The following is a 22,249-nucleotide window of genomic DNA, read 5'->3' as shown; positions in this document are numbered from 1 at the left end:
TTATGGCTGACTTCTTTACCACCACATACCTCGGCATTGCGCTTCTGACTTTGGGTCAGATCCTGCTGCTGGTTCTGCCGCTGATGGTGGCGCTGGCATTCCTGATGTATGCCGACCGCAAGATCTGGGCGGCGGTGCAGCTGCGCCGGGGCCCCAACGTGGTGGGGGTGTTCGGCCTGCTGCAAAGCTTTGCCGACCTGCTGAAATACGTGGTCAAGGAAGTCGTCTTCCCCGCCGGGGCCGACAAGGCGGTGTTCCTGCTGGCGCCGATGGTGTCGCTGGTCATGGCGCTGATCGCCTGGGCGGTGATTCCGTTCAACGACGGCTGGGTGATCTCCGACATCAACGTCGCGATCCTCTATGTCATGGCGATTTCATCGCTTGAGGTCTACGGCGTCATCATGGGCGGCTGGGCGTCGAACTCGAAATACCCGTTCCTCGGCTCGCTGCGGTCAGCCGCGCAGATGATTTCCTACGAGGTCTCGCTGGGCCTGATCATCATCGGCGTCATCATCTCGACCGGGTCGATGAACTTTGGCGATATCGTCAACGCGCAGCGCGGCGATTTCGGGCTGTTCAGCTGGTACTGGCTGCCGCATTTCCCGATGGTCTTCCTGTTCTTCATCTCGGCGCTGGCCGAAACCAACCGCCCCCCCTTCGACCTGCCCGAGGCGGAATCGGAACTGGTGGCGGGCTACCAGGTGGAATATTCCTCGACCCCGTTCCTGCTGTTCATGATCGGCGAACTGGTGGCCGTGGTGCTGATGTGCGCGCTGGTGTCGCTGCTGTTCCTTGGCGGCTGGCTCTCGCCCATTCCGGGGCTGCCCGATGGCATCCTGTGGATGATCGCCAAGATGCTGGTGGTGTTCTTCATGTTCGCGATGATCAAGGCGATCACCCCGCGCTACCGTTACGACCAGCTGATGCGGCTGGGGTGGAAAGTGTTCCTGCCCTTCAGCCTTGTCTGGGTGGTCTTTGTATCCTTCGCCGCAAAATTCGACTGGTTCTGGGGTGCTTTCGCACGCTGGAGCACAGGGGGCTGACATGACTCAGATCGACTATACCCGCGCCGCCAAGTACTTCCTGCTTCAGGATTTCGCCAAGGGCTTCATGCTTGGGCTGAAGTACATGTTCAAACCCAAGGCGACGGTGAACTATCCGCATGAAAAGGGGCCGCTGTCGCCCCGGTTCCGTGGCGAACACGCGCTGCGCCGTTACCCGAATGGCGAAGAACGCTGTATTGCGTGCAAGCTGTGCGAGGCGATCTGCCCGGCGCAGGCCATCACCATCGACGCCGAACCGCGCGAGGATGGCAGCCGCCGCACCACGCGGTACGACATCGACATGACCAAATGCATCTACTGCGGATTCTGCCAGGAGGCCTGCCCGGTGGATGCCATCGTCGAGGGGCCGAATTTCGAATTCGCCACCGAAACCCGCGAAGAGCTGTTCTATGACAAGGCCAAGCTGCTTGAGAACGGCGAGCGCTGGGAAGCCGAGATCGCGCGCAACCTGGAAATGGATGCGCCCTACCGATGAACGACACGCGCAACCCGTTCGAGGCCATGATGGCGCAGGCGCACGAGATGGCGAAAGCCCTCAACCCTGCGCTTGAAAGCTTCTCGCCCAAGGGGTTCGAGGCCCTGTGGCCGACGATGCCCAAGGACGTGATGGAGATGTGGTTCGGCAATACCGTCAACAAGGACGGGTTGGACGCAAAAACACGTCTTCTTCTGACACTTGCCGGGTTGACGATGCAGGGCGCTCAGGCCGATACGGCGGTGCGCCAGACCGTGCGCCACGCCATCGAGGCGGGGGCGAAAAAACAGGAAATCGTCGAGACCATCGGCCAGATGTCGATGTTCGCAGGCATTCCCGCAATGACACGCGCGCTTGAACTCGCGCAGGACGCCATGGGTGAAAAAGAGGACCCGGAGACATGACCGTATTCAGCTTTTACCTCTTTGCGCTCAGCGCCATCGCGGGCGGGTTCTTTACGGTGGTCAGCCGCCAGCCGGTGCATTCGGTGCTGTGGCTGATCCTTGCGTTCCTGTCCTCGGCCGGGCTGTTCGTGCTGTTGGGCGCCGAATTCGTGGCGATGCTGCTGGTCATCGTCTATGTCGGCGCGGTCGCGGTGCTGTTCCTGTTCGTCGTGATGATGCTCGATGTGGATTTCGCCGAGCTGAAGGCCGAGATGGCGCGCTACATGCCGCTGGCGCTGCTGATCGGGCTGGTTATCCTGATGCAATTCGTCATGGCCTTTGGTGCATGGGAAGCGAACGAAGCTGCCGAAGGTCTGCGCACGCAGGTGATGCCGGTGGATCGACACAACACCGAAGCGCTGGGGATGATCCTGTACGATCAGTATTTCCTGCTGTTCCAACTGGCCGGGCTGATCCTGCTGGTTGCGATGATCGGCGCCATCGTGCTGACGCTGCGCCACCGCCAGGATGTGAAACGCCAGGACGTGGTTGCCCAGATGATGCGCGATCCGGCCAAGGCGATGGAACTGCGCGATGTGAAACCGGGGCAGGGGCTGTGACCGGGAAACCGGTCGGACAGGGCCCTGCCATGACAGACCACGATCCGCCGCTGGCGGTGATCTAAGACGCGACATCCGGGCACCAAGACCCGGGACAAGGCAATACGCACCCGGACACGCTCCGGCACGGAAAAACCGAGGGACGACATGATCGGACTTGAACATTACCTTACCGTAGCGGCGACATTGTTCGTCATCGGCATCTTCGGGCTGTTCCTGAACCGCAAGAATATCATCATCCTGCTGATGAGCATCGAACTGATGCTGCTGGCGGTGAACATCAACCTTGTCGCCTTCTCGTCCTATCTGGGCGACATGGTGGGGCAGGTGTTCACCCTATTCGTGCTGACGGTCGCCGCCGCCGAGGCCGCGATCGGGCTGGCGATCCTTGTCTGTTTCTTCCGCAACCGCGGCACCATCGCCGTTGAAGACGCCAACGTGATGAAGGGCTAGGACATCATGGAAACCATCATTCTCTTTGCCCCCCTCGTCGGCGCGCTTCTGTGCGGCTTCGGCTGGAAGGTGATCGGCGAAACCGCAGCGCAATGGGTGGCGACCGGGCTGCTGTTCCTGTCGGCGCTGCTGTCCTGGATCGCCTTCTTCAGCTTTGAAGGCGTGACGGAACACATCACCGTCCTGCGCTTCATCGAAAGCGGCAGCCTGGCCACCGAATGGGCAATCCGCATGGACCGCCTGACCGCGATCATGCTGATCGTGATCACCACGGTGTCCAGCCTCGTGCACCTGTATTCCTTCGGCTACATGGCCCACGATCCGCAGTGGAAGGACGGCGAAAGCTACAAGCCGCGGTTCTTCGCCTACCTGTCGTTCTTCACCTTTGCCATGCTGGCGCTGGTGACATCGGACAACCTGGTCCAGATGTTCTTTGGCTGGGAAGGCGTGGGCGTGGCCTCGTACCTGCTGATCGGATTCTACTATCGCAAACCCTCGGCCAACGCGGCGGCGATCAAGGCCTTCGTGGTCAACCGGGTCGGCGATTTCGGGTTCGCTCTGGGCATCTTCTGCCTGTTCTTCCTGACGGATTCGATTGATTTCAACACGATCTTCTCCGAGGCATCGACCCTTGCGGAAACGCAGGTCAGCTTCCTCTGGGCGGAATGGAACGCGGCGAACCTTGTGGCCTTCCTGCTGTTCATCGGCGCGATGGGCAAATCGGCCCAATTGCTGCTGCACACCTGGCTGCCCGATGCGATGGAAGGACCGACTCCGGTGTCGGCGCTGATCCACGCGGCAACCATGGTGACGGCGGGCGTGTTCCTTGTGTGCCGCATGTCGCCGATTATGGAATTTGCACCCGAGGCCACCGCCTTCATCACCGTGCTGGGCGCCACGACGGCCTTCTTCGCGGCGACCGTGGGCCTGGTGCAGACCGACATCAAGCGCGTCATTGCCTATTCGACCTGTTCGCAGCTGGGCTACATGTTCGTGGCCGCCGGTGTGGGCATGTATTCGGCGGCGATGTTCCACCTGTTCACCCACGCCTTCTTCAAGGCGATGCTGTTCCTTGGCGCGGGCTCGGTCATCCATGCGATGCACCACGAACAGGACATGATGAACTATGGCGGGCTGCGCAAGAAAATCCCCTATACCTTCTGGGCGATGATGATCGGCACGCTGGCCATCACCGGGGTCGGGATTCCGCTGACGCATATCGGCTTTGCCGGCTTCCTGTCGAAGGATGCGATCATCGAAAGCGCCTGGGCTGGCGGGTCGTCCTACGGGTTCTGGCTGCTGGTGATCGCGGCGGCGATGACATCCTTCTATTCGTGGCGCCTGATCTTCCTGACCTTCTATGGCACCCCGCGCGGCGACAAGCACACGCATGAACACGCGCATGAAAGCCCGATGGTCATGCTGATCCCGCTGGGTGTTCTCAGCCTTGGGGCGATCTTCGCCGGGATGATCTGGTACAACGCCTTCTTCGGCCACACCGACCGGGTCGCGCAGTTCTACGGCATCCCGCTGGCGGGCGCCGAGACCGAGCAGGTCGCCCACGGCGAAACCGCTGCCGCCGACGGTGAACAAGCCGAACACGGGGGCGACGCCGGGCATGGCGAAGACGCCACACATGGTGGCGAACATCACGCAGCCTTTGGCGGAAACCCGGGCGACGGCGCGTTGTACTTTGCCCCCGACAACCACGTACTGGACGACGCACACGCCGCGCCGGTCTGGGTCAAGGTCTCGCCCTTCATCGCGATGTTGCTGGGGCTTGGGCTTGCCGTCTGGTTCTACCTTGTGAACCCGTCGCTTCCGCGTCGTCTGGCCGAGCAGCAGCAGCCCCTGTACCTGTTCCTCAAGAACAAGTGGTACTTTGACGAACTCTATAACGTCGTCTTCGTGCGCCCCGCGCTTGGAATCGGGCGGCTGTTCTGGAAACGCGGCGATGGCAGCATCATTGACGGCTTCCTGAATGGCGTGGCCATGGGCATCGTGCCGTTCTTCACCCGTCTCGCAGGGCGCGCCCAGTCGGGATACATCTTTACCTACGCCTTCTGGATGGTGCTGGGCATTGCCGCCCTTGTCACCTGGATGTCGATCGGAGGAAGCAACTGATGGACAACCTTCTTTCCATCGTCACCTTCATCCCGGCGCTGGCCGCGCTGATCCTTGCCGTGTTCCTGCGCGGAGAGGACGAGGCCGCGCAGCGCAACGCCAAGTGGGTCGCGCTGTTTGCCACTGCGATCACCTTCCTTGTGTCCATCGGCATCTACGCGGGCTTCAACCCCGACGACACCGGGTTCCAGTTCGTGGAAGAGGCGAACTGGCTGGGCGGTTTGAAATACAAGATGGGAGTCGACGGCATCAGCGTGCTGTTCGTAATGCTGACCACCTTCATCATGCCGCTGACGATCCTCGCCAGCTGGGAGGTGAAGACCCGCGTCAAGGAATACATGATCGCCTTCCTGCTGCTGGAAACGCTGATGCTGGGCGTGTTCATGGCGCTGGACCTGGTGCTGTTCTACCTGTTCTTCGAGGCAGGGCTGATCCCGATGTTCCTGATCATCGGCATCTGGGGTGGGGCAAACCGCATCTACGCCAGCTTCAAGTTCTTCCTCTATACCTTCCTCGGCTCGGTGCTCATGCTGGTTGCGATGGTCGCCATGTATGCCGATGCTGGCACCACCGATATCGAGGTTCTGCTGACCCATGAATTCAGCAGCGCCAGCTTCAGCCTGCTGGGCATTCAGGTGTTTGGCGGCTTGCAGACACTGCTGTTCCTAGCCTTCTTTGCCAGCTTCGCGGTGAAGATGCCGATGTGGCCGGTGCACACCTGGCTGCCCGATGCGCACGTTCAGGCGCCCACCGCCGGATCGGTCGTTCTGGCCGCGATCCTGCTGAAGATGGGGGGCTATGGATTCCTGCGTTTCTCGATCCCGATGTTCCCCATCGGGTCCGAGATCCTGACGCCGCTGGTGCTGTGGATGAGCGCGATTGCCATCGTCTATACCTCGCTGGTGGCGCTGGTGCAGGAAGACATGAAGAAGCTGATCGCCTATTCGTCCGTCGCGCACATGGGCTTCGTGACCATGGGCATCTTCGCGGGCAACCAGCAGGGGATCGACGGCGCGATCTTCCAGATGCTCAGCCACGGGTTCATCTCGGCCGCGCTGTTCCTTTGCGTTGGCGTGATCTATGATCGGATGCACACCCGCGACATCGACGCCTATGGCGGTCTTGTGGTGCGGATGCCGGCCTATGCGCTTGTCTTCATGCTGTTCACCATGGCGAACGTGGGCCTGCCGGGGACCTCGGGGTTCATCGGGGAATTCCTGACGCTGATGGGCACCTTCCAGACCAACACCTGGGTGGCCGCCGTGGCGACGACCGGCGTGATCTTCAGTGCGGGCTATGCGCTGTGGCTCTATCGCCGGGTGGTGTTTGGCGATCTGATCAAGGGCAGCCTGAAAACCATTCAGGACATGACCACGCGGGAACGCGCGATCTTTGCGCCGCTGGTTGTCATGACGCTGCTGCTGGGGGTCTATCCCGCGCTTATCACCGATATCATCGGGCCGTCGACGGCGGCATTGGTCGATCACTATCAGGCGGCTGTCAGCGCGGGCGAAGCCGCGACTCAGCACGCATCGAACTAAGGGAGCCGGAGCATGATCCAGGCCGATCTGAACGTCATCCTGCCAGAGATCGTGCTGGCTGCCTTTGCGATGCTGGCGCTTGTGGGCGCGGTGTATACCGGCAAGGACAAGACCGCGCCGGCCATCGTCTGGGCCACGGGGATCCTGATGCTGGGCCTTGCGGTCTGGATCGGGACGCGTGGCACGGCCACCACGGTGGCCTTCAACGGCATGTTCATCGACGATAGCTTTGCGCGGTTCGCCAAGGTCGCGATCCTGCTGTCGGCGGCATCGGTTCTGGTGATGAGCCAGGAGTACATGCAGCGCCGGGGCATCCTGCGGTTCGAATATCCGCTGCTGGTTGCGCTTGCTGCTGTGGGCATGATGATGATGGTCAGTGCGGGCGACCTGATGTCGCTTTACATGGGGCTCGAGCTGCAATCGCTGGCGCTTTACGTCGTCGCCTCGCTGCGCCGCGACAGTCTGAAATCGACCGAGGCCGGGCTGAAATACTTTGTCCTTGGCGCGCTGTCGTCGGGTCTGCTGCTTTATGGCGCGTCGCTGGTCTATGGCTACTCGGGCACCACGCTGTTCTCGGGCATCATCCAGACCGCCGTTCATGGCGAGGTGTCGCTTGGCCTGCTCTTCGGCCTGATCTTCCTGATCTCGGGTCTGGCCTTCAAGGTGTCGGCCGTCCCGTTCCACATGTGGACCCCGGACGTTTACGAAGGCTCGCCCACGCCGGTCACCGCCTTCTTTGCCACCGCGCCCAAGGTTGCCGCGATGGGCCTGTTCGCCCGGCTGATGCACGACGCCTTTGGCGCCGCCGTCAGCGACTGGAGCCAGGTGATCGCGTTGATCGCCGTGGCCTCTATGTTCCTGGGGGCCGTGGCCGCGATCGGCCAAACCGACATCAAGCGCCTGATGGCCTATTCCTCGATCGCGCACATGGGGTTCGCCCTGATGGGGCTGGCCGCCGGAACGGAACTGGGCGTACAGGCGATGCTGATCTACATGGCGATCTACGCCACGATGAATGTCGGCACCTTCGCCTTTATCCTGACGATGGAACGCGATGGCGCCCCCGTTACGGACATTCGCGCGCTGAACCAATACGCGCGCCGTCAACCGGGCCGTGCGTTGGCCATGCTGATCCTGATGTTCAGCCTTGCGGGCGTGCCGCCGATGCTGGGTTTCTTCGGCAAGTTCTACGTGCTGCGCGCGGCGTATGAGGCCGGGCTGGGCTGGCTGGCCGTGGCCGGTGTGGTCGCGTCGGTGATCGGGGCGTTCTACTACCTGCGCATCGTCTACTACATGTACTTCGGCGAGGAAGGCCACGAGATCGAGGCGAATGGCTCGCCCGTGCTCTGGGGTTTCCTGATGGCTTCGGCGGCGGTGATGCTGCTGGGCGTGATCAACATGTTCGGGGTCGAGGGGGCTGCTGCCGCAGCGGCGGCGACGCTTGTCAACTAACCCAGACCGGTCTGAACGGGCAGGGCCAGCGCGATGAGCGACTGGCCCGACGGATACGGGCGGCGCATCCTCGACACCGTGGATTCAACCCTGAACGAGGCCGGGCGCATCGCGCCGGGCCTTTCCGCTCCGGAATGGATACTGGCGCGCCAGCAAACCGCCGCGCGCGGTCGGCGGGGGCGGGCATGGCACATGCCTCCGGGGAACTTGGCCTGCACGCTGGTTTTGCGGCTGGACGAACCGCCCCAGCGGATCGCCCTGCGGTCTTTCGTGTCGGCGCTGGCCTTGTTCGATGCCTGTGCCGAGGTGCTGGGCGACAGCGCCAAACTGTCCCTGAAATGGCCCAACGACGTGCTGCTGAACGGCGGCAAATTCGCGGGCATCCTGCTGGAAACGCTGGGCGGCGCGGGGCAGGGGGGCACCGTCCTGGCCATAGGGATCGGCGCGAACCTGGCCACCGCGCCCGAACCCACCGAGGTCGAATCCCGTGCGCTGCGCCCGGTGTCGGTGCTGGGCGAAACCGGCGTTTCCCTTGACCCCGAGATGTTCCTGACCCATCTGGCCGCCCATTACGCAAAGCGCGAGACGCAATTCACCACATACGGATTCGACACCATCCGACAGGCCTGGCTGGCCCATGCCGCACGGTTGGGCGAGACCATCGTGGCACGAACCGGCACAACCGAAACCGAAGGCCGGTTTGACACGGTGGACAGCGATGGCAATCTGGTGCTTGTCACATCCAGTGGTCCGGTTCGGATTCCTGCGGCAGATGTCTATTTCTAAGGGAACGTCCCATGCTTCTTGCGATTGATTGCGGCAACACCAATACGGTTTTCTCGATCTGGGACGGGACGACCTTCCTGTGCACTCTGCGCACCTCGACCCACCATGCCCGCACGGCGGATGCCTATTTCACGTGGTACACCACTCTGATCAAACACTACGGGATCGAGGCTGACATCACCGATGTCATCATTTCCTCGACCGTGCCGCGTGTCGTCTTCAACCTGCGGGTCTTCGCCGACCGGTTCTTCAACTGCCGCCCGCTGGTGGTGGGCAAACCCGAATGCCTGTTGCCCCACGCGCCGCGCGTTGATACCGGGACCATCGTCGGGCCCGACCGGCTGGTGAACACGGCTGGCGCCTATGATCGGCACGGCGGCAACCTGATCGTGGTGGATTTCGGCACGGCGACCACGTTTGACGTGGTGGACCATGACGGCGCCTATGTGGGCGGGGTGATTGCGCCGGGGGTGAACCTGAGCCTGGAGGCGCTTCACATGGCAGCCGCCGCGCTGCCACACGTCGACATTTCCAAGCCACAGAACGTGGTGGGCACGAACACGGTGGCCTGTATGCAATCAGGCATTTTCTGGGGATATATCGGCTTGGTGCGGGAAATCTGCACGCGCATCCAGGCCGAACGCGATCGCGACATGCGCATCGTTGCCACAGGCGGGCTGGCGCCGTTGTTCCAGCAAAGCGAAGAGCTTTTCGATGACTTCGAAGACGATCTGACAATGCACGGGCTGACCGTGATTCACAAATACAACAAGGATAACGAGTGATATATGAGCAGTAAGCGACTGATCTACCTGCCCCTTGGTGGGGCGGGTGAAATTGGGATGAATGCCTACGTCTACGGCTATGGTGAGCCGGACAAGGAGCGGTTCATCCTTGTCGATCTTGGCGTGACCTTCCCGGATATGGACGGCACGCCGGGGGTTGATCTGATCCTGCCGGACATGACCTGGCTGAAAGAGCGGGCCGACCGGCTGGATGCGATTTTTGTCACCCACGCCCATGAAGACCACGTTGGCGCGGTGGCGATGTGCTACGAGGCGCTTGGCGCACCCGTCTATGCGCGCGCCTTCACGGCCAATATCGCCCGCCGCAAGATGGAAGAATACGGCCATCCCGAAGATGCCGTGCGCACTGCCTCTGCCTGGCCCGAGCAGGTGCAGGCGGGGCCGTTCAGCGTTGGTTTCCTGCCGATGTCACATTCGATCCCCGAAAGTGGCGCGCTGGTGATCGACAGCCCGGCGGGCCGCGTGATCCACACCGGCGATTTCAAGCTGGACCAGACGCCGATCGTGGGTGAACCCTTTGACCCCGAGCTTTGGGCAGAGGTGTCGGCCGGTGGCGTCAAGGCAATGATCTGCGACAGCACCAACGTGTTTTCCCCGATGCCGGGCCGGTCCGAGGCGACTGTGGGCCCCGAGATCGAAAAACTGGTCTCGCAGGCGAGCGGCATGGTGGTTGCGACGACCTTTGCCAGCAACGTGGCGCGTGTCAAGACGCTGGCCGAAGCGGGCGAGCGGGCAGGGCGGTCAATCGTTCTGCTGGGGCGCGCGATGCGCCGGATGGTCGAGGCGGCCATCGAAACCGGCGTGCTGACGGACTTCCCCAAGGTGGTCAGCACCGATGCCGCCAAGGATATCCCGCGTGAAAACCTGATGTTGCTGGTGACGGGCAGCCAGGGCGAGCGCCGGGCCGCAAGCGCCCAGTTGGCGCGCGGCAAATATCAGGGGCTCGAGGTGAAAGAAGGCGATCTGTTCCTGTTCTCCTCGAAAACGATCCCGGGTAATGAACGTGGTGTGATCCGCATCATCAATGCGTTCTCGGAAAAGGGCGTGGATGTGGTGGACGACAGCTCGGGGCTGTATCACGTCTCGGGTCATGCGAACCGCCCCGATCTGGAACGCTTGCACGCCATCGTGAAACCTCAGATGCTGATCCCGATGCACGGCGAACACCGCCACCTGCGCGAACATGCCAAGCTGGCCGAAGCTGCGGGGCTGCAATCGGCGCTGGTTGTGAACGGCATGATGATGGATCTGACAGGCAACGAACCCCGCGTCGCCGAGTACATCGAAACCGGGCGGACCTACCTTGATGGTGCAGTGCAGATTGGCGCGCTGGATGGTGTCGTGCGCGACAGGATCCGGATGGCACTGAACGGCCATGTGATCGTCACCTTGATCCTGGATGACGAGGACGAGCTGCTTGGCGATCCCTGGTGCGAAATCATGGGGTTGCCGGAAACCGGGCGTTCGCGTGCGGCGCTGGTCGAGGTGCTGGAAGAAGACCTGAGTCAATTCCTGAATCGCGCCAACCGCAAGACATTGCGCGATGATGCGGCCATTGAAGAGGCGCTGCGCCGGATTGTGCGCAAGACAGCGCAGGATGAGATCGGCAAGAAGCCAGAGGTGACCGTTGTCGTCAGCCGCCTAAGCTGAGCCAAGCGCGTCCCGTTGAGACCCGGGACGCGCGGGTGCAAAGGCAGAGGCCGTCGTCCTGCGGGCACAGCGCGCCCACAGGACGACGGCCTCTGCGGTTTCGCCCTGGGCATATGGTGCGATCAAAAGAAAAGACCGGCGCGCCAAAGCGCGCCGGTCTTTGTGCGTTACTGCTTGAGGGTGTTATCCGGCGCGCCGCTCGGCAAAGCTGAGCGCGATGAAGCTGGGCATATGATCGCCCAGCCCGACAACATCCTGATCCCGCCGGTCAGACGATTTGCGCGACCGACCACGATCGTCCGAGCGCGACGGGTTGTCTTTCTTGGCAGGCTCGGACTTGGCAGGCTCTGCCTTTGCGGCTTCTGCCCGGGGCGTTTCGTCGGCAACCTCGTCCCGTGCGGCGCTGCGGCGCGAAGACGACGACCGGCTGCGCGAGGATTTGCGCGGCTCGTCCTTCGAAGCAGTGTCGGCCTCTTCGGTCGGTGCGCTGGATTTCAGCGGATTTTCGAGACGCGGAATTTCCCGCTGAACCAGATGCTCGACATCGGCGAGGTTCTTTTCGTCGCGCGGAACGCAGATCATCATCGCTGTCCCCTCGCGACCCGCGCGGCCGGTGCGGCCGATCCGGTGCACATAATCTTCGGCGTGGCTGGGCACATCGAAGTTGAACACATGGCTGACGCTGGGGACATCCAGCCCGCGCGCAGCGACGTCCGACGCGACAAGGATTTTCAACGCGCCGTTACGGAACCCGTCCAGCGTGCGGGTGCGCTGCGACTGGTCAAGATCGCCGTGGATCGGTGCCGCGTCATAGCCGTATTTTTTCAGCGATTTCGCGACGATATCCACATCCGTCTTGCGGTTGCAGAAGATGATGCCGTTGGTCAGTTTATCACCTTCGCCGTCGATCAGTGCGCGCAGCACTGCGCGCTTCTCGCTGGCTTCACGGTCTTTCCGGCTGCCTTTGAACAGCACCACGCCCTGGGTGATCGTCTCGCTCGTGGTGGCCTGGCGGGCAACCTCGATCCGTTCAGGCGCGGAAAGGAAGGTATTGGTGATGCGCTCGATCTCGGGCGCCATGGTGGCACTGAAGAACAACGTTTGACGGGTAAAGGGCGTCAGTCCGAAAATCCGCTCGATATCGGGGATGAACCCCATGTCCAGCATCCGGTCGGCTTCGTCCACAACCATGATCTTCACGTCCGACAGAATCAGCTTGCCGCGCTCGAAATGGTCCAGCAGGCGGCCGGGGGTTGCGATCAACACGTCGACGCCCTTGTCGATCAGCCGGTCCTGTTCGCCAAAGGACACGCCGCCGATCAGCAGCGCCTTGGTCAGTTTGACGTGTTTCGCGTAGGTATCGAAATTCTCGGCCACCTGTGCGGCCAATTCGCGGGTGGGGCACAGCACAAGGCTGCGCGGCATCCGGGCGCGGGCGCGGCCACGGGCCAGCGCGGTGATCATCGGCAGTGTGAAACTTGCGGTTTTGCCGGTGCCGGTCTGGGCGATTCCCAGGACGTCGCGGCCTTCCAAAGCGGGCGGAATGGCGCCAGCCTGGATCGGAGTGGGGGTTTCGTATCCGGCCTCTTCAACGGCCTTCAATACTTTGGGATTCAGGTTCAGGTCAGAAAACTTGGTCATGTGTATCCGCAATTCGCGGACACTGTTCCGGCCCGCGCGTCTGATAAATCGGGCCCGGATGGCCCGCCGGGGCCTGCGCGGCCCGCATGTGACGCTGCCCATAGCAAAATAAGCGCAAAGGGTCAAATTTCATGTCCGTAACGCCCGCGCTAGCAGACGACGTTGGATATTTGTTGCGAAATGGGCAACAAATACCTGCGCTTGGCAGTCAATGTTGCGGAAATTGCCGCGCGCGCTTTTGCTCTAGTTGCAGATCGTGAATGCGAAGTAGCCCCTCGGCCTGTAGCGCGGCGCAATGGGAAGGGGTGGCGGTGCACAGGCTGTCGTGAAACCGGCGAAGCCCGTCTTCGCCTTCGCTGTCCAGCAGCGCGGCAAACACCTCGTGCAGCGTCAGGCCGCTTGGCCCTTTGCGCCCAAGCTCGGCGCGATAGGCGCCATGGCTGTGGCGATAGTCGAACCGGCTGCGGAAATCTTCCCAATCGTTTGCGTGGCAATGCAACAGCGACACAGTGGTCAAATCCACAGCGCCGGGGTTCTGCAACTCGCCCTTACGGGCGTTGTGGATCCGGAACTCTATGTCGCCCATGCCGGTCCGAAGGAAAATCTTGCCGGCAACGTGGCTTAGGAAGCCATCGTCGATATGGGCGGCATAGTCGGGGTACAGCCGTGCAGTGCTGCGATCGCGCGCGGTGCGGTCGATATGCATTGCCTTGAAGGCGGTGGCTGGAGCATAGAAATCGGGCGTGTCCGGAGCCAATGCTTCGGCCGGGCGCACGCGCGCGGTGAAGGCCTGCGCGGGAAGGGCGGTCAGCGCCTCGGCGACGCCGGTTTCGGGCCAGAGGAATTCGTCCACATCAATATGCGCCAGCCAGTCCACCTCGGCAGGGCGGGCATAGGCATGTGTTGCGTTCAGGGTTTGGCGCACCTGATGTTTGGCAGGCCGGCTGCCATTTTGCCGTTTCCAATATCCCGCATCGCAAACCCGCAGGCGGACCTTGGGATGCGCCTTCAGCGCCGCTTCGGCCGTGGGGTTGGGCTCGTCCAGATAGAGGTAAAGACGGTGCGCACCCAGTTCGAGGTGGTGGGCCGCGAAATTCAGGATGGTCGTGTGATCCGCGCGGATGGTGGCGACGATGCCCCAGGTTGTCATGAAGGTGGCCCCGCGCGCGTTACCGTCATTCCATCATGACGCGGGCCGTGGCGGGGTCAAGCCATTATGGTTGGACGTGTCCGCCATGAAGCTGCCACATTTGGTGGTCCGTTTCATCGCTGCGTAGACGCGTGTCAGGTACGGAGCGGTCGGTTGTCTCTGTTACGTGGACAGTGGCAAGATTTTCACCCGAATTAGTGCGGTTGTTGACCGTTTCCACGGAAAATCGAAAAACAATTTTCTTCAAATTTTGTTAACTTTATGGTAAATTTATGGTGCTTGCGGTGCTTGCTTTCCGCAGCGTGTGAGATTTGAAAACAACTTTAGTGTGAGAGAAGGTTATGAAACTGAAACTTTTGAAGACGGCTGCGGTTGCGGCGATTGCAGCAGTGATCGGCACCGGCGCTTCGGCCCACGCGACGTCGATCGGTTATGCGAACTCGGGGCCTGGCGCAGTCGCTGTCTGGCTTGGAACGTATAATCATGGTACATCAACGCACCACCTGGAAGGGTCGATGAACCTGACCGGGGTCGACGTAACGTACAACCAAACCGTTGCTTTCACGCTGGCGGCTGGTCTTGGCGGGACAACGTGGCAAGGTTATGCGGGCTATCAGGGGGTCAACAAGCCGAATGGGCTTATTGACGGGACAACCAACTTCTATGCGCCGAACGGGTGCCTTTCAAGCGGGGGTGCATTGGTTTCCACGCCGAACACCTGCGGCGGCGGCGTTGATCATTGGCAAGGTGCGGTATTCTCTGGGCTGACAGCCGGTACATACCAGTTTACCTGGACGCCCATTGCGAACCCGACAGCAGAATGGTCTGTTCTGAACCCGGCGATGAACGGCCAATTCACCATCTCCGGCAGCGTTATCAACCCGGGCCAGGTTCCGCTTCCGGCCGCCGGCTGGGCGCTGATCGCCGGTCTGGGCAGCTTTGCCGCGCTGCGTCGTCGCAAGAAGAAAGCTGCTTGATCCTTCCGATCAGCGCGAACAGGAAAAGCCCCCGGTGCTGCCGGGGGCTTTTTCGTTGGCTCAGACCATCATTTCCTTGGTCGCGGTCAGCTTGACCTTGGGATAGTCCCGTTCGACCCGGTCGATATCCCATTGCAGGCGCGTCAGGTATACGATGTCGCCATCATGATCGTGAGCGATGTGCTGCTTGTTGGCATTGGCAAAGGCCTCAACCGCTGCGCGCTCGCCACCAACCCAGCGGGCCGAGGTGAACTGCGACGCCTCAAAGCGCACCGGCAGGCCGTATTCCAGCTCGATCCGGCTGGCCAGAACCTCGAATTGCAACTGGCCGACCACGCCGACCACAAAGCCCGAGCCGATCGAGGGTTTGAACACCTTGGCCGCGCCTTCCTCGGCGAATTGCATCAGCGCCTTTTCCAGGTGCTTGGCCTTCATAGGATCGCCCGCGCGCACGCCCTGCAACAGTTCAGGCGCGAAAGAAGGGATGCCCGTAACCCGCAGGTCTTCGCCCTCGGTCAGCGTGTCGCCGATGCGCAACTGGCCGTGGTTCGGAATGCCGATGATATCACCGGCCCAGGCCTCTTCCGCCAGTTCCCGGTCAGACGCCAGAAACATCACCGGGTTCGAGATCGTCATCGGCTTCTTTGACCGCACATGCGTCAGCTTCATGCCGCGACGGAAGTGCCCCGAGGCCATGCGCACAAAGGCCACCCGGTCGCGGTGCTTGGGGTCCATATTGGCCTGCACTTTGAAGACAAAGCCGGAAACCTTTGTTTCCTCGGGTAAAATCTCGCGCGGGGTGGCGGATTGAATCTGCGGCTCGGGGCCATAGTTCGCGATGCCTTCCATCAGTTCCTTCACACCGAAGGAATTGATCGCCGAACCGAACCAGATCGGCGTCAGCGAACCCTCGGCCATGGATTTGGCATCAAGCGGGGGCAGCAGTTCGCGCGCCATCTCAAGCTCTTCGCGCAGTTTCTCAAGCTGCGCGGCAGGAACGTGCTCGGCCAGCTTGGGATCGTCCAGCCCTTTGATTTCAATGCTTTGCGCCACCTTGTTGCGGTCGGCGCGATCCATCAGCTCCAGCCGGTCGCGCAGGATGTCATAACAGCCAAGGAAATCGCGGCCCATGCCGATGGGCCAGCTGGCCGGAGTCACGTCGATGGCCAGGTTTTCCTGTATTTCGTCAATGATCTCGAAGACATCCCGGCTTTCCCGATCCATTTTGTTGCAAAAGGTCAAGATCGGCAGGTCGCGCAGGCGACACACTTCGAACAGTTTCTGGGTCTGGCTTTCGACGCCCTTGGCACCGTCGATCACCATGATCGCCGCATCCACCGCCGTTAGGGTGCGGTAGGTGTCTTCGGAGAAATCGCTGTGGCCGGGCGTGTCGACAAGATTGAACCGATAGTTGGCATAGTCGAACGACATGGCCGAGGCCGAGACGGAAATGCCCCGGTCTTTTTCCATCTGCATGAAGTCCGACCGCGTGCGCCGCGCTTCGCCCTTGGCACGGACCTGGCCCGCCATCTGGATCGCGCCACCGTACAGCAGGAATTTTTCGGTCAGCGTCGTCTTGCCCGCATCCGGGTGCGAGATGATGGCAAAGGTGCGCCGCCGGGCGATTTCGGCGGGCAATTCGGAGCGGTTGGAAGCGGCGTCAAGCATGGCATCGCAATAGGACAAGCCATGGCGCGGCGCAAGCGCGTGCGAAAGGCGCTGGCCCGAATCGACGGGCTATGGCAGGGTGGGAACAATACGTGAACATTTTGGAGGAAAATGATGAAACTGGAAGAGATTGCCGCAGAACTGGTTGCCGGTTGCCGCGAAAACCGGACTGCCGAGAACCTGGATAAGCTTTATGCCGATCACGCGATCTCGGTTGAGGCGCGCGATACGGGCTCGGGCCGTGAATGCGCGGGGCTGGATGGGATCAAGGCCAAGCATGACTGGTGGGATCAGAACATGGAGATGACCGATGGAACGGTCAGCGATCCATTTCCGCATGGCGATGACCGGTTTGCCGTTATCTTCGAGGCGCAGGGGCGTGAAAAGGCCACTGGAAACGCTTTCGAAATGAAGGAAGTGGCAGTTTACCACGTGGCCGATGGCAAGATCGTGCGCGAGGAGTTTTTCTATTAACTACTGCATCGAGGCGCGGCGCAGCAGGTCGATGGCATCGGGGCGGTCCAGCAACGCCTTCTGAACGTCGGTGCCATGTGCGTCGCGGCTGCCATGGTTGGGCAGAAGTCCGGGTAGCCGGTCCAGCAACTCAGGTGGCAGAGCCGGGCGCGTGCGCGGTTCCACCAGCATGGATTCGGCGGCAATGCCTTCGGCGTAGATGATGTGATGGCTGTCGAACAGGATCTGGAAATAGTCGATGTACCCGCCCGACCGCACCCGCACCGTGGTGCCGTTGACAAGGTGGCGCGCCTTGACAAGCAACTCGGCCCGGCCAACGCCCAGTTGATCGCTGCGCTGATACACGAACAGGCGGTGATGCGGGCTGACCACCAGTTCGTTCAGGTTGTTCAATGTGCCGGGCGCAATCACGATGGGGGCGAATTCGCCGGCTGCGCGCACCGTGGTCTGCCCGATCCAGCGCACCGCTTGGGGGCCGTTGTCGCGCGTCAGTACGCGGTCGCCGATCCGCAGCTTTTCAATCGGGACCTGGGCACCGGTCGCCAGGGTGATGTTCGTCCCGCGCGAGAAAGACACACAGGCGATCTGGGCAAAGGTCTGACGTACGGCGGCGCGTTCGGCCTTGACCAGCCGATAGGGTGCGCCGACGCGCAGCGGCTCCAGCGGCAGAAGGTAAACGGCAGCCACGGTCTGATCGGAATCGGTTTCCACCAGCACGATCGCGTCATGCGTCTGACCGTCCGCCGACATCAGAACCAGAGCGCAATCCAGATGCAGGGGGGCCCCGGTTCGGCCAACGGCGCTGCCACTGGCGATTTCCAGCGTTCCGTCGCCATGTGTCAGCAAGGCAAGGCGCTGCGCAGTGGCCCCCCCGGACAGGGCATAGGTATCGTCGGCCTCAAGCTCGCCCAGGATCGACAGCGTGTCACCTTCGTTCACGCCTTCGACGACGCAAAAATCCTCGGCCCGGTGGATAAGGATGTTCTGGGCCGGGAAAGGTGTTTCAGAGAGGGCGATGGCATCGTTCATGGTGGTGGATCGCATGCTAACGGGACAGTGTGAAATACGGGTTACCGTAGAATTGTGGCGCGGTTGGGTCAAATAGCCGGTGATATGCCGACTTGTTTGGCGTAACCGGGGACGGATGAAAGAAGGAGCGCATCATATGGATTTGGGAATTAAAGGAAAACGGGCGCTGGTCTGTGCCAGCAGCAAAGGTTTGGGACTGGGCTGTGCGCAGGCGCTGGCAGAGGCCGGTTGCGATCTGGTGATGAACGCGCGCGGGGCCGAGGCGCTGGAACAATCTGCCGAAGCGATCCGGAAGGCGTATGGCGTATCGGTTGAAACCGTCGCCTGCGATATCACCACAACCGAGGGCCAGGCCGCCGTGCTTGAGGCCGCTGGTCACGTCGACATCCTTGTGACCAACGCGGGCGGACCACCTCCGGGCATGTGGAGCGACTGGGATCGCGACGATTTCATCAAGGCGCTGGACGCGAACATGCTGGCGCCGATTGCGCTGATGAAGGCGCTGTTGCCCGGCATGATCGACCGGGGCTGGGGCCGGGTGGTCAACATCACCAGCCAGTCGGTGCGCGCGCCCATCGCCGTTCTTGGCCTGTCGAACGCGGCACGGACCGGGTTGACGGGCTATGTTGCGGGCACCGCGCGGCAGGTGGCGCAGCATGGCGTGTGCATCAACAACCTGCTGCCCGGCATCCACGACACCGACCGCGCCATCGCTTTGGATACCGGCGCGGGCAAAGCGCAGGATATCACCCGGGACGAGGCGCGCACCCGCCGCGAAGCCACGATTCCGGCGCGGCGCTATGGCACGGCCAGCGAATTCGGCGCCGCCTGCGCCTTCCTGTGTTCACAGCACGCCGGTTTCATCGTGGGGCAGAACCTGCTGCTTGACGGTGGCGCGACCAACCTGACGGTGTAACCGTGGCCTCGGGGTATTCGCTGAAGGATCAGTTGTTTAATGCGGATACGGTCGGTTATCTGGCCGGGCTTTTTGCGGCCGATCCCAACTTTGATGCCCCGGAGTTCACCGCGCAGGTGCTGGCGGGATTTCCCTCGCGCGAGCTGAAACAGCGTATCGACTGGATCGCGGTCTGTCTGGCCGAGCAGATCGGCGTTGACTTGCCGCGCGCCGCGCCGCTTCTGCGTGCAGCCTTGCCGCCACCGCTGGACCCGACGCTAAAAGACGATGATTTCGGTCGGTTCATCTTTGCCAGTCTGGGCGAATACGTGGTTCTGGCAGGGCTGGACGGTCATCCTGATCTGGCGCTGGATCTGATCGAGGACATCACCCAGCGATTCAGCATGGAATATGCGGTGCGCCCGTTTCTGGCGCGCTATCCTGACCTTGTATTGGCGCGCTTTGCCAGGTGGGCGGATCATCCCAACTATCACGTGCGGCGGCTGGTCAGCGAAGGCTCGCGACCTCGGTTGCCTTGGGGCGCAGGGGTTGGGCTGTCGCCCGAGGCCACGCTGCCGCTGCTTGACACGATGCATGGAGACGATGCGCGGTTTGTCACAAGATCGGTCGCCAACCATCTGAATGACATTGCAAAAACTCACCCTGACCTTGTGTTGGAGCGGCTGGCGCGCTGGCGGAACGAAGGTCGGCAAGACGCGAGAGAATTGCGCTGGATGGTCAACCATGCCCTGCGCGGGCTGGTGAAAGCCGGGCATCCAGAGGCGATGGCAATGCTGGGCTATGCTGCGGATGTGGCGTTAAACTGTACGGTGACTGTTCCGCCAAGGGTGCGGATTGGTGACGTTCTGGCGTTGGAATGCAGCCTGACCGCCGCACGGAAAACGCCTGTCTTGGTGGATTACATCGTTTGGTTTGCCCGTGACGGTGGGGCACCGCGCCGTAAGGTATTTAAGCTGAAAACCGGCACGATCATGCCTGGCACGCCATTGGTTCTGACAAAGGGCCACAGGATGAAGGGCGATGCGACGACCTTTCGCCTGACACCCGGGGCGCACGCGGTTGAAATTCAGGTGAACGGGCAGGTGCGGGCGCGGGCAGAGTTCACTTTGCAGCCATAACCGCCGGACCGGCGCTTGCTTCGCGCCGGTCCTGTTGATATTGCCCAGACCGCCCGATCAGGCGGATCGTGCAAGCAGAAAGGCCCGCGTTCTGGAACCCCTGCAAAACCGTTTGGAAATCCGCAACCTGCTGCGCCGGTTCGATGGCAAGGCGGTCGTGAATGACGTGTCTTTGGCGATCAAGCCGGGGCAGGTCACCTGCCTTCTTGGCCCCTCTGGCTGTGGCAAATCCACGACCCTGAGAATGATCGCCGGGGTCGAGCCGCTGGACGGTGGGGAAATTCGTGTCAACGGGCGGCAGGTCGCCGGGGATGCGGGGCTGGTGCCGCCCGAAAAGCGCGGCATCGGTTTGATGTTTCAGGATTTTGCCCTGTTTCCGCATCTGAGCGTGGCCGACAACGTGGCCTTTGGATTAAAAGGACCGCGCGACGAGAAACGAGATCGGGTGCGGTCCCTGCTGGAGCGGGTCGATCTGCTGCGCCACATCGACAGTTTTCCGCACCAATTGTCAGGCGGCGAACAACAGCGCGTGGCGTTGGCCCGTGCCATCGCACCACGTCCCGGTGTGATGCTGATGGACGAGCCGTTTTCCGGGCTCGACAACCGGCTCCGCGATGGCATTCGCGATGAAACGCTGGCCCTGCTGAAAGAAGAGGGCGCCGGGGTACTGCTGGTGACGCATGAACCCGAAGAGGCGATGCGCATGGCTGATGAAATCGCGCTGATGCGCAATGGTCGGATTGTGCAAAGCGGCGCGCCTTACAATGTGTACACCCGTCCCGTCGATCTGGATGCGGTGTTGTTTTTCAGCGATGCCAATATCTTGCGGGCCAAAGTTCATGGCGCGCTGGCGGATACGCCCTTTGGCCGGTTTCTGGCGCCCGGTATTGCCGATGGGATGCCGGTCGATATCGCTTTCCGGCCTCAGCATGTGCGCATCGATTTCGACAGGGGCGGCAGCGGGCCTTTGCCCACGCCAACCGATGGCGTGGCCGCGCGCGGCGAAGTGGTGCGCGCACGCTTCATGGGGCATGAATCGCTAGTCGAATTCCGGATGGATTTCGAAGGCGCGATCCTCAAGGCGACAGTGCCGTCGGTTTTCCTGCCCAAGCCCGGGACGGTGATGTGGCTGACAGTGCGTCGGGATCGATGTTTCGTCTTTCCGGCAACCGGTTAGGAACCAGCGCCAAAGTCTGACAGCCGCTTGCCCGGCTCGTCCACGAACAATTCCGGCAGCGGCTCGGCGCGGGTCAGGCTGTCGGTGCGGAACTGCGCAAAGGCCTCTGTGGCTTCGCACCATGCGGTCAGCACCCAGAGGCGCGCCCAATGTTCCAGTCGCAGTGGACGCACCCGGCGCGGGGCGCTGTCCTGCGTTTGAATCAACAGCTTCTGACGTGCGCGGATCGCCCGGCGCAGGGCCGGGATGTGGGAAAAGCCCCGCGTGGCACGAGGCGCGGCATGGGCCGTGGCCCAAGCTTCGCCCGGCTGGTTGCCATGCTCCGGCATGACGGCATCAATCTTCTCGGCAAGCGACAAGGCGGCGGCGCGCAACTCGGGGTCGTCGGTTTCGGCCACGATCGCAATGCCCAGGTTCAGTGCGCCCAGTTCCTCCTCGCTGAGTGACAGCGGCGGCAGCGCAATTTCGGGCGCCAGCCGGTAGCCGGAGCCGGGCTGTCCTTGAACGGGCAGGCCCGCGCGCTGCAGATGCTCCATATCGCGGTAGATGGTGCGTAGTGAGGCCCCGGTCGCCTGTGCCAAATCTTCGGCGCGCAGGGTCTGCCCTCCGGCCAGGCGCCGATGCAGATCAAGCAGACGCTCGGATTTTCGGGTCATTGCTGTGTCGCCTCGTCAAATGCTGCCAAAATCATGTCAGGAGTGATGGCGACTGTAAAGCCGATGGCGATTCTGGACCCGTCCCGGTG

At 61.9% G+C, this 22,249-nt stretch carries 21 protein-coding genes; 16 read left to right on the top strand and 5 right to left on the bottom strand.

Going from position 1 to position 22,249, the window contains the following annotated elements; all coding sequences use genetic code 11:
* The first annotated feature begins 2 nt into the window (after positions 1–2).
* The 11 genes from nuoH to FGK64_RS02115 all read left to right on the top strand — a co-directional run bounded on the left by nuoH (position 3) and on the right by FGK64_RS02115 (position 11,354).
* Complete coding sequence (gene nuoH / locus FGK64_RS02165; RefSeq protein ID WP_138862158.1) at positions 3–1,043, top strand: NADH-quinone oxidoreductase subunit NuoH; 1,041 nt, start codon at positions 3–5, stop codon at positions 1,041–1,043.
* A 1-nt stretch (position 1,044) separates the two neighbouring features.
* Positions 1,045–1,539 carry an NADH-quinone oxidoreductase subunit NuoI gene (nuoI, locus tag FGK64_RS02160; protein WP_138862157.1) on the top strand — a complete coding sequence of 165 codons (495 nt, stop codon included), beginning with the start codon at positions 1,045–1,047 and terminating at the stop codon, positions 1,537–1,539.
* On the top strand, positions 1,536–1,943 hold the full coding sequence (locus FGK64_RS02155; protein ID WP_138862156.1) for a carboxymuconolactone decarboxylase family protein: 408 nt from the start codon (positions 1,536–1,538) through the stop codon (positions 1,941–1,943). Before nuoI ends, FGK64_RS02155 begins: the two co-directional genes overlap by 4 nt.
* Positions 1,940–2,542: an NADH-quinone oxidoreductase subunit J gene (locus FGK64_RS02150; protein WP_138862155.1), complete on the top strand. Its 603-nt coding sequence runs from the start codon at positions 1,940–1,942 to the stop codon at positions 2,540–2,542. Before FGK64_RS02155 ends, FGK64_RS02150 begins: the two co-directional genes overlap by 4 nt.
* A gap of 147 nt (positions 2,543–2,689) precedes the next feature.
* Positions 2,690–2,995 carry an NADH-quinone oxidoreductase subunit NuoK gene (gene nuoK / locus FGK64_RS02145; RefSeq protein ID WP_138862154.1) on the top strand — a complete coding sequence of 102 codons (306 nt, stop codon included), beginning with the start codon at positions 2,690–2,692 and terminating at the stop codon, positions 2,993–2,995.
* Between the two features lie 6 nt (positions 2,996–3,001).
* Positions 3,002–5,119, top strand: coding sequence for an NADH-quinone oxidoreductase subunit L (gene nuoL, locus FGK64_RS02140; RefSeq protein WP_138862153.1), 2,118 nt, complete (start codon positions 3,002–3,004; stop codon positions 5,117–5,119).
* Complete coding sequence (locus tag FGK64_RS02135) at positions 5,119–6,660, top strand: NADH-quinone oxidoreductase subunit M (protein WP_138862152.1); 1,542 nt, start codon at positions 5,119–5,121, stop codon at positions 6,658–6,660. The genes nuoL and FGK64_RS02135 overlap by 1 nt, the downstream gene beginning before the upstream one ends.
* A 12-nt stretch (positions 6,661–6,672) precedes the next feature.
* Entirely contained in the window at positions 6,673–8,112 is a 1,440-nt protein-coding gene (nuoN, locus tag FGK64_RS02130) for an NADH-quinone oxidoreductase subunit NuoN (RefSeq protein ID WP_138862151.1), read from the top strand.
* Between the two features lie 33 nt (positions 8,113–8,145).
* Positions 8,146–8,898, top strand: a complete 753-nt coding sequence (locus FGK64_RS02125) for a biotin--[acetyl-CoA-carboxylase] ligase (RefSeq protein ID WP_138862150.1) — start codon at positions 8,146–8,148, stop codon at positions 8,896–8,898.
* Positions 8,899–8,909: 11 nt separating this feature from the next.
* Positions 8,910–9,683, top strand: a complete 774-nt coding sequence (locus FGK64_RS02120) for a type III pantothenate kinase (protein ID WP_138862149.1) — start codon at positions 8,910–8,912, stop codon at positions 9,681–9,683.
* A 3-nt stretch (positions 9,684–9,686) separates the two neighbouring features.
* Positions 9,687–11,354 carry a ribonuclease J gene (locus FGK64_RS02115; RefSeq protein WP_138862148.1) on the top strand — a complete coding sequence of 556 codons (1,668 nt, stop codon included), beginning with the start codon at positions 9,687–9,689 and terminating at the stop codon, positions 11,352–11,354.
* 183 nt (positions 11,355–11,537) lie between these two features.
* Here FGK64_RS02115 and FGK64_RS02110 read toward each other — a convergent pair whose 3' ends face one another.
* Both FGK64_RS02110 and FGK64_RS02105 read right to left on the bottom strand, forming a co-directional pair.
* On the bottom strand, positions 11,538–12,995 hold the full coding sequence (locus FGK64_RS02110; RefSeq protein ID WP_138862147.1) for a DEAD/DEAH box helicase: 1,458 nt from the start codon (positions 12,993–12,995) through the stop codon (positions 11,538–11,540).
* A 208-nt stretch (positions 12,996–13,203) separates the two neighbouring features.
* Positions 13,204–14,145 carry a glycosyltransferase family 2 protein gene (locus tag FGK64_RS02105; RefSeq protein WP_138862146.1) on the bottom strand — a complete coding sequence of 314 codons (942 nt, stop codon included), beginning with the start codon at positions 14,143–14,145 and terminating at the stop codon, positions 13,204–13,206.
* Between the two features lie 341 nt (positions 14,146–14,486).
* Here FGK64_RS02105 and FGK64_RS02100 point away from each other — a divergent pair, with 341 nt between their 5' ends.
* On the top strand, positions 14,487–15,122 hold the full coding sequence (locus tag FGK64_RS02100; protein WP_138862145.1) for a VPLPA-CTERM sorting domain-containing protein: 636 nt from the start codon (positions 14,487–14,489) through the stop codon (positions 15,120–15,122).
* 60 nt (positions 15,123–15,182) lie between these two features.
* On the opposite strand, the gene FGK64_RS02095 is transcribed toward FGK64_RS02100, so the two are convergent.
* On the bottom strand, positions 15,183–16,790 hold the full coding sequence (locus FGK64_RS02095; protein ID WP_138862144.1) for a peptide chain release factor 3: 1,608 nt from the start codon (positions 16,788–16,790) through the stop codon (positions 15,183–15,185).
* 114 nt (positions 16,791–16,904) lie between these two features.
* Between FGK64_RS02095 and FGK64_RS02090 the strand changes: the two genes are divergently transcribed.
* A complete protein-coding gene (locus FGK64_RS02090) occupies positions 16,905–17,264 on the top strand; it encodes a nuclear transport factor 2 family protein (protein ID WP_138862143.1) in 360 nt (119 codons plus the stop codon).
* Here the strand turns inward: FGK64_RS02090 and FGK64_RS02085 are convergent, their stop codons facing one another.
* On the bottom strand, positions 17,265–18,308 hold the full coding sequence (locus tag FGK64_RS02085; RefSeq protein WP_246057649.1) for a Hint domain-containing protein: 1,044 nt from the start codon (positions 18,306–18,308) through the stop codon (positions 17,265–17,267). It abuts the gene before it with no gap.
* Between the two features lie 121 nt (positions 18,309–18,429).
* On the opposite strand from FGK64_RS02085, the gene FGK64_RS02080 reads away from it, so the two are divergent.
* The 3 genes from FGK64_RS02080 (at position 18,430) to FGK64_RS02070 (ending at position 21,504) form a co-directional block, all read left to right on the top strand.
* Complete coding sequence (locus FGK64_RS02080) at positions 18,430–19,209, top strand: SDR family oxidoreductase (protein ID WP_138862142.1); 780 nt, start codon at positions 18,430–18,432, stop codon at positions 19,207–19,209.
* Positions 19,210–19,211: 2 nt separating this feature from the next.
* The gene (locus tag FGK64_RS02075) at positions 19,212–20,327 is read left to right on the top strand and encodes a hypothetical protein (protein WP_138862141.1); all 1,116 of its coding nucleotides are present in this window, start codon (positions 19,212–19,214) and stop codon (positions 20,325–20,327) included.
* A 91-nt stretch (positions 20,328–20,418) separates the two neighbouring features.
* On the top strand, positions 20,419–21,504 hold the full coding sequence (locus FGK64_RS02070; protein ID WP_246057691.1) for an ABC transporter ATP-binding protein: 1,086 nt from the start codon (positions 20,419–20,421) through the stop codon (positions 21,502–21,504).
* On the opposite strand, the gene FGK64_RS02065 is transcribed toward FGK64_RS02070, so the two are convergent.
* The gene (locus FGK64_RS02065) at positions 21,501–22,160 is read right to left on the bottom strand and encodes a helix-turn-helix transcriptional regulator (protein WP_138862139.1); all 660 of its coding nucleotides are present in this window, start codon (positions 22,158–22,160) and stop codon (positions 21,501–21,503) included. The genes FGK64_RS02070 and FGK64_RS02065 overlap by 4 nt on opposite strands.
* Between the last annotated feature and the right edge of the window lie 89 nt (positions 22,161–22,249).

Origin of the sequence: Arenibacterium halophilum (assembly GCF_005938225.1) — a bacterium.
In the GTDB taxonomy this organism is placed as follows: domain Bacteria; phylum Pseudomonadota; class Alphaproteobacteria; order Rhodobacterales; family Rhodobacteraceae; genus Arenibacterium; species Arenibacterium halophilum.
Note: the sequence above shows the minus strand (reverse complement) of the source record. Positions and strands in the feature narration are given on the sequence as shown.

What these genes read in the sequence shown, in the direction of transcription:
- FGK64_RS02095 (WP_138862144.1), bottom strand. Translation starts at nt 16,790, where the DNA reads ATGCTTGACGCCGCTTCCAACCGCTCCGAATTGCCCGCCGAAATCGCC.
- FGK64_RS02080 (WP_138862142.1), top strand. Translation starts at nt 18,430, where the DNA reads ATGGATTTGGGAATTAAAGGAAAACGGGCGCTGGTCTGTGCCAGCAGC.
- FGK64_RS02150 (WP_138862155.1), top strand. Translation starts at nt 1,940, where the DNA reads ATGACCGTATTCAGCTTTTACCTCTTTGCGCTCAGCGCCATCGCGGGC.
- FGK64_RS02065 (WP_138862139.1), bottom strand. Translation starts at nt 22,160, where the DNA reads ATGACCCGAAAATCCGAGCGTCTGCTTGATCTGCATCGGCGCCTGGCC.
- nuoH (WP_138862158.1), top strand. Translation starts at nt 3, where the DNA reads ATGGCTGACTTCTTTACCACCACATACCTCGGCATTGCGCTTCTGACT.
- FGK64_RS02090 (WP_138862143.1), top strand. Translation starts at nt 16,905, where the DNA reads ATGAAACTGGAAGAGATTGCCGCAGAACTGGTTGCCGGTTGCCGCGAA.
- FGK64_RS02125 (WP_138862150.1), top strand. Translation starts at nt 8,146, where the DNA reads ATGAGCGACTGGCCCGACGGATACGGGCGGCGCATCCTCGACACCGTG.
- nuoI (WP_138862157.1), top strand. Translation starts at nt 1,045, where the DNA reads ATGACTCAGATCGACTATACCCGCGCCGCCAAGTACTTCCTGCTTCAG.
- nuoN (WP_138862151.1), top strand. Translation starts at nt 6,673, where the DNA reads ATGATCCAGGCCGATCTGAACGTCATCCTGCCAGAGATCGTGCTGGCT.
- nuoK (WP_138862154.1), top strand. Translation starts at nt 2,690, where the DNA reads ATGATCGGACTTGAACATTACCTTACCGTAGCGGCGACATTGTTCGTC.
- FGK64_RS02105 (WP_138862146.1), bottom strand. Translation starts at nt 14,145, where the DNA reads ATGACAACCTGGGGCATCGTCGCCACCATCCGCGCGGATCACACGACC.
- FGK64_RS02120 (WP_138862149.1), top strand. Translation starts at nt 8,910, where the DNA reads ATGCTTCTTGCGATTGATTGCGGCAACACCAATACGGTTTTCTCGATC.
- FGK64_RS02110 (WP_138862147.1), bottom strand. Translation starts at nt 12,995, where the DNA reads ATGACCAAGTTTTCTGACCTGAACCTGAATCCCAAAGTATTGAAGGCC.
- FGK64_RS02155 (WP_138862156.1), top strand. Translation starts at nt 1,536, where the DNA reads ATGAACGACACGCGCAACCCGTTCGAGGCCATGATGGCGCAGGCGCAC.
- FGK64_RS02115 (WP_138862148.1), top strand. Translation starts at nt 9,687, where the DNA reads ATGAGCAGTAAGCGACTGATCTACCTGCCCCTTGGTGGGGCGGGTGAA.
- nuoL (WP_138862153.1), top strand. Translation starts at nt 3,002, where the DNA reads ATGGAAACCATCATTCTCTTTGCCCCCCTCGTCGGCGCGCTTCTGTGC.
- FGK64_RS02100 (WP_138862145.1), top strand. Translation starts at nt 14,487, where the DNA reads ATGAAACTGAAACTTTTGAAGACGGCTGCGGTTGCGGCGATTGCAGCA.
- FGK64_RS02085 (WP_246057649.1), bottom strand. Translation starts at nt 18,308, where the DNA reads ATGCGATCCACCACCATGAACGATGCCATCGCCCTCTCTGAAACACCT.
- FGK64_RS02135 (WP_138862152.1), top strand. Translation starts at nt 5,119, where the DNA reads ATGGACAACCTTCTTTCCATCGTCACCTTCATCCCGGCGCTGGCCGCG.